This is a genomic window from Bacillus sp. 05T31 (assembly GCF_056396725.1).
The window spans coordinates 1-5,675 of the sequence record NZ_JBFTMA010000242.1 but is presented as its reverse complement, the minus strand read 5'-3'; the positions used below and the strand labels follow the sequence as shown (position 1 = coordinate 5,675).

6 protein-coding genes are annotated in these 5,675 nt (G+C 34.1%); 4 read left to right on the top strand and 2 right to left on the bottom strand.

What is annotated here, in order from left to right; genetic code table 11:
• Positions 1-311: 311 nt before the first annotated feature.
• The 3 genes from AC1DJR_RS15610 to AC1DJR_RS15600 all read left to right on the top strand — a co-directional run bounded on the left by AC1DJR_RS15610 (position 312) and on the right by AC1DJR_RS15600 (position 2,824).
• The gene (locus AC1DJR_RS15610) at positions 312-1,250 is read left to right on the top strand and encodes a ring-cleaving dioxygenase (RefSeq protein ID WP_429688427.1); all 939 of its coding nucleotides are present in this window, start codon (positions 312-314) and stop codon (positions 1,248-1,250) included.
• A 27-nt stretch (positions 1,251-1,277) separates the two neighbouring features.
• Positions 1,278-1,892, top strand: coding sequence for an alpha/beta hydrolase (locus AC1DJR_RS15605; protein ID WP_429688433.1), 615 nt, complete (start codon positions 1,278-1,280; stop codon positions 1,890-1,892).
• Positions 1,893-2,029: 137 nt separating this feature from the next.
• Positions 2,030-2,824 carry a phosphotransferase gene (locus AC1DJR_RS15600; protein WP_477002963.1) on the top strand — a complete coding sequence of 265 codons (795 nt, stop codon included), beginning with the start codon at positions 2,030-2,032 and terminating at the stop codon, positions 2,822-2,824.
• 136 nt (positions 2,825-2,960) lie between these two features.
• Here AC1DJR_RS15600 and AC1DJR_RS15595 read toward each other — a convergent pair whose 3' ends face one another.
• Positions 2,961-4,493: a BA3702 family sensor histidine kinase gene (locus AC1DJR_RS15595; RefSeq protein WP_477002962.1), complete on the bottom strand. Its 1,533-nt coding sequence runs from the start codon at positions 4,491-4,493 to the stop codon at positions 2,961-2,963.
• 236 nt (positions 4,494-4,729) lie between these two features.
• On the opposite strand from AC1DJR_RS15595, the gene AC1DJR_RS15590 reads away from it, so the two are divergent.
• Positions 4,730-5,101 (top strand): VOC family protein, encoded by a 372-nt coding sequence (locus AC1DJR_RS15590; protein WP_353825323.1) that lies wholly within the window; start codon positions 4,730-4,732, stop codon positions 5,099-5,101.
• 20 nt (positions 5,102-5,121) lie between these two features.
• Here the strand turns inward: AC1DJR_RS15590 and AC1DJR_RS15585 are convergent.
• Positions 5,122-5,675: YitT family protein (locus AC1DJR_RS15585; protein ID WP_477002961.1), on the bottom strand; the 554-nt coding region annotated here is incomplete at its 5' end.

Genomic DNA, 5,675 nt, shown 5'->3' with positions numbered 1-5,675 from the left:
TTTACTCTCTTTTGATTTAAAATGAAAATAAGTGCTTGTTGACAACTAAAAGTAAGTAACTTATAATAAATATTGAGTTCAAGATAATTTATTTCCGAATAAAGATTTTAGATGGAGTAAATATTTTTTTGGAATTATCTCGAATTCGAGATGAATTCAGTGATATAGAAGATAATGCGTAATTTCACAGCTTATATCTCGAATTAAAGATAAAATCATAACGATGGATTTTACTTTGCAGTATGGACAAAATGAATAATGAATTTTAATGTATAAAAGTTTTTAAAATGAAATAAAAAGGGGTGGAGAAAGTGGAAAAGAAAACGATGGGAATTCATCACATTACAGCAATCGTAGGTCACCCACAAGAAAATGTAGATTTTTATGCAGGTGTATTAGGATTGCGTTTAGTAAAACAAACAGTGAATTTTGATGATCCAGGTACGTATCATCTTTATTTTGGTAATACAGGAGGAAAGCCTGGAACAATTATTACGTTTTTTCCATGGGCAGGTGCTCGTCAAGGTATTATTGGGGACGGTCAAGTAGGCATTACGTCTTATGTCGTACCAAAAGGTACAATGGAGTTTTGGGAAAATAGATTAGAAAAATTCGACGTACCATATACAAAAATGACTCGGTTTGGAGAACAGTATATAGAATTTGATGATCCACATGGTTTGCATATAGAATTAGTTGAAAGAGAAGAGGGCGAATTAAATAATTGGACTTTTGGGGAAGTTACGCCAGAAGTAGCAATTAAAGGATTTGGCGGTGCTGTTCTTTTATCTGCACAACCTCAAAAAACTGCTGAATTGTTAGAGCATGTTATGGGTCTTGAGAAAGTAGGAGAAGAGGGAGAGTTTATGCGGTTCTGTTCTTCTGCTGATATTGGAAATATTATCGATTTGAGATTATCAACAATTGGACGTGGGCAAATGGGTGTTGGTACAGTTCATCATATTGCTTGGAGAGCGAGTGATGATGCTGATCAATTAGACTGGAAAGAGCATGTGTCTCGCTTTGGATATGGTGTAACCCCTGTACAAGACCGAAACTATTTTAACGCAATTTATTTTAGAGAACACGGCGAAATCTTATTTGAAATTGCAACAGACCCTCCTGGTTTTGCCCATGACGAATCTTTAGAGACGATGGGTGAGGAGTTAAAATTACCGGATCGATATGAACAACATAGAAAACAAATTGAACAGACACTCTTACCATTTGAAGTGAGAAATCTAGATTAAAGTGATTGAAAGGGGAAAAGGAATATGATGAAACATGTTTTTCAAAAAGGAAAAGATACGTCAAAACCAGTGTTGTTATTGCTTCATGGTACAGGAGGAAATGAATTAGATTTATTACCGCTTGCAGAAAGAATTGATCGGGAAGCTTCTGTATTAAGTGTTCGTGGAAATGTATTAGAAAATGGGATGCCTCGTTTCTTCCGCCGATTAGCAGAAGGTATTTTTGATGAAGAGGATCTTGTTTTCCGTACGAAGGAATTAAATGAATTTTTAAATGAAGCAGCAAAAACATATGAATTTGATAGAGATAATATCGTAGCTGTTGGGTATTCAAATGGAGCAAATATTGCGGCGAGCTTATTATTCCATTACGAAAATGCATTAAAAGGTGCAGTCCTTCATCACCCAATGGTGCCTAGAAGAGGAATAGAATTACCTAATTTAGCAGAGAAATTCGTATTTATCGCTGCTGGAACAAATGATCCAATTTGTTCACCTTCTGAGTCAGAGGAATTGAAGATGCTATTAGAAAATGTAGATGCTAATGTAACAATGCATTGGGAAAATAGAGGACATCAATTAACGATGAATGAAGTAGAGAAGGCAACAGAATGGTATGAAAAAATATTTTTACATGCATAAATAGTAGACTAAATCGAGTGTAAAATCATAAAGATTTTATACTCGATTTTTTTGTTGCAATTTAAGGGGTTAAAAGAGAATAGGAAAGTTATGTTAAAATATAAAGAAAATGTAGAATAATGGAGGGGAACTATTAGATGTCAAACTACGAAAATGAAGAAATGCTAACGGGAGGGAATGTCTCAAACGTATATCGTTCAGAAGATACTGTTCGACGAGAATTAAAGAAAGGCRGTACCCGAATTCATAAGCTATTAAACCATTTGGAAAACAAAGGTTTTAGTTATGCACCAAAGTTTTTAGGTATTGATGATAAAGATAGAGAGATATTATCATTTATTGAAGGAGAAGCTGGTAATTACCCTTTAAAAGAGTACATGTGGTCTAATGATGTTTTAAAAGAAATAGCGAAGATGCTCCGTCTTTATCATGATGCTGTGAGTGATTTCCCGTTATCAGATGATTGGAAACCGATGGATAATACTCCAAATAAAATAGAGGTTGTATGCCACAATGATTTTGCAATATACAACATTATTTTTAATAACGAAAAACCAGTAGGTATTATTGATTTTGATGTTGCTGGTCCTGGACCAAGACTTTGGGACATAGCCTATACTCTTTACACTTGTGTCCCATTAAGTAGAGTTTATTATAAGGAAACAGGTGCGGCGGTTTATTATAATTCATTACAGCATGCAGACCGCATAAAGCAAAGAGTTAAATTGTTTTTTGAGTCCTATAAAAGTGATGGCATCGCCGAGGATTATTTGGAGATGGTACTTCTACGATTAGAAGGATTATGTAAATACATGAAAAGAAAAGCACTAGAAGGCGATATGAACTTCCAAAAGATGATAGATGAAGGGCATCTTGAACATTATGAAAATGATATTCAGTTTATTCGTAAACATGGAAAAGAGTGGATTTAATAAAATAAATCGTATACAAAAATAAAGCTCAGAGTCATATAGGGACTTTGAGCTTTTTAACGTATTAGTGTAGATGTTTTCCACAATAACCCGACTACTTATAACAGATGTCTTTTACTATATTAATGTAGCATAGTTAAGAGTTTGTTACAGGMTGAGCTGTAGCAATCGGTAATTGAATATCGACAGTTGTTCCTATGTTTAATTCACTGGAAATGAATAATTTTCCGTGATGCTCTTGAATGATTTTATAGCACATCATTAAGCCAAGGCCAGTTCCTTTTTCTTTCAAGCTATAAAAAGGTTCGCCAAGACGAGCCATGCGCTCTTCAGGAATCCCACAACCTTCATCCATAATGCGTATTGAAACAAAATCATTTTCTAACGAAGCTGTTTGAATGAATATGTTACCACCATCAGGCATCGCCTCGATTGCATTTTTTAATATGTTAATCAAAACTTGTTTTAATTGATTACTGTCACATTGAATGTCAGAAATATAATCGAAATGATCCATGATGATATGAACGCTATGCATAATTGCTGTTGGTAAAATAAAAGTTACAACTTCTTCAATTAATGTTTGTACGTTGCATGTATGAATAGATAACACTTGTGGTTTAGACATCGCCATAAATTGGCTTGTTATAGATTCCATTTGTGAAATTTCACTCAACATAACGTCCACATACCATTTATTTTCCTCATTTATTTCTGGATGTAATAACGTTAAAAATCCTTTTAATGAAGTGAGCGGGTTTCTAATTTCATGGGCAATTCCAGCTGTCAGTTGTCCTACTACTGCAAGTTTTTCGGATTTCCGTAATAACTTTTCAGTTTCTTTTAGTTCGGTAACGTCTCTTCCCATCACTATAAGACCTTTGCGTGAGCCATCAGGATGGAAGAGTGGGACTTTTGAAATGCTTAAAACTAGGTCGAAATCATTTCTATGTATAATAAATTCCTCTCCGTGAAGAATTTGTCCTTTTTGCCATGTTAGTTCATCGACTTCTTCACAATGCAAAAAAGATTCGCGGTATGCTTCGTTATATTGAATGAGTTCATTATCTCTTTTTCCATGATAAGGAACGTTATGGAAATTGAAACAAGAAAGCGCATAGTCATTCGCTTCAAGCCAGCGTCCTTCATGATCCTTAAAAATAACAAATGCAGGCATTGAATTCATTAATGTGCGTAATCGTTTCTCACTCTCTTGTAATACTTTCTCAATTCTTTCTGATTTTTCAAGGGGTTTCATAATGGCGTATACACCTGTTAAACGGTTTTTAACAAAAATAGGAACTAATTTTGTTACGACATCTAGTAAATATCCGTCTTTATGATAAATAGAGACGATATACTCTTTTTGATTGTCAGCTGCAGCATTTTTTATGTATTGTAGCACTTGATCAGAAATATGTGCTTCTAAAATAGAAGTGATTGTTTTTCGCTCTAATTCGTTAGAAGTATAACCTAATATTCTTTCCGCAGCGGGGTTAATATGTAAAATAACTCCTTCTAAATTCAATGAAATAATACTATCAGGGTTATGTWCAAAAAGAGATGCATACATTTCTGCTAAAGAACGATTTTGTATATGGTTTCGCAAGCGCTCCGATACGTTTGGGTGACGCTTTTTTTGAGTAGATGAATGTTTTTTACGACTCATAATATTTCCTCCGTACAACTAGCATCTAAAAAAGATGAATCTAGTACTAACTATAATATAGGTGCAATGTGTATTTCTATAAAAAATGGAAATTATATAATAAATTTTCTTTTTTATTTTTAGTGGAAGGTAAAAAARGGTAGTAATAAGAGAATCTTATATTGCTTTATTAATATTTTCTAAGTTACATGAATGTATTTTCGTTATAACATTAGAATAGAAGAGGGGGAAGGAATATGAAAAATTATATTCAAGGAATTGATCATGTACAAGTAGCGGCGCCAGTAGGATGTGAAGAAGAAGCACGAGAATTTTATGGTGATAAAATTGGTATGGAGGAAATCCCAAAGCCAGAGGAATTAAAGAAGCGTGGTGGGTGTTGGTTTAAGTGTGGAAATCAAGAGATTCATATCGGAGTTGAGCAAAATTTTAATCCAGCTAAAAAAGCGCATCCAGCTTTTTATGTTTTGAAAATTAATGAATTTAAACAAGGGTTAATAAAGCAAGGTATTGAAGTAATAGATGATCATGCGCGACCAGATGTAATCAGATTTTACGTGTCAGATCCGTTTGGAAATCGAATTGAATTTATGGAAAATAAAAACTAGGTGAAGGTCCACCTAGTTTTTTACACTTTTCTAAACAATCCTAATACTTCAACAGTCTCCGTAATATTAACGAATGCATGAGGATCAATTTCCGAAATCGTTAGTTTCATATTTGCTAATTCTTCACGTGAAACGACTGTCATAAGTACACGTTTTTTCTCGTTTGAATAAGCACCTTCACCATCAAGTAACGTAATTCCACGTACTACAGTTGAAAGAAGCTTTTTTTTCATTTCTTCTGCTTGATTTGTTACAATCATAAGTGTAACTTTACGATGTTTCGTATGAACGGCATCAATTACTTTACCAGTTACATAAATTGAAAGTAAGCTTGTAAGGGCAACATCCCAAGTGAAGAAAAATCCTGCAATGACAACAACAACAGTATTTAATGCAATAAGGAATCCACCAAGTTTAATATCTCGCTTACGAGATAACAACATACCGATAATATCAAATCCACCAGTTGAACCATGGCAGTTAAAGACAAGACCAATACCAGCTCCGGCGATGACACCGCCAAATACAGATGATAAAAGTGGATCTGTTGCTACGACTTTTACTGGAACATAGT

Excerpts from the sequence above, each read along its gene's own strand:
- AC1DJR_RS15605 (WP_429688433.1), top strand. The coding sequence starts at position 1,278 with ATGAAACATGTTTTTCAAAAAGGAAAAGATACGTCAAAACCAGTGTTG.
- AC1DJR_RS15590 (WP_353825323.1), top strand. The coding sequence starts at position 4,730 with ATGAAAAATTATATTCAAGGAATTGATCATGTACAAGTAGCGGCGCCA.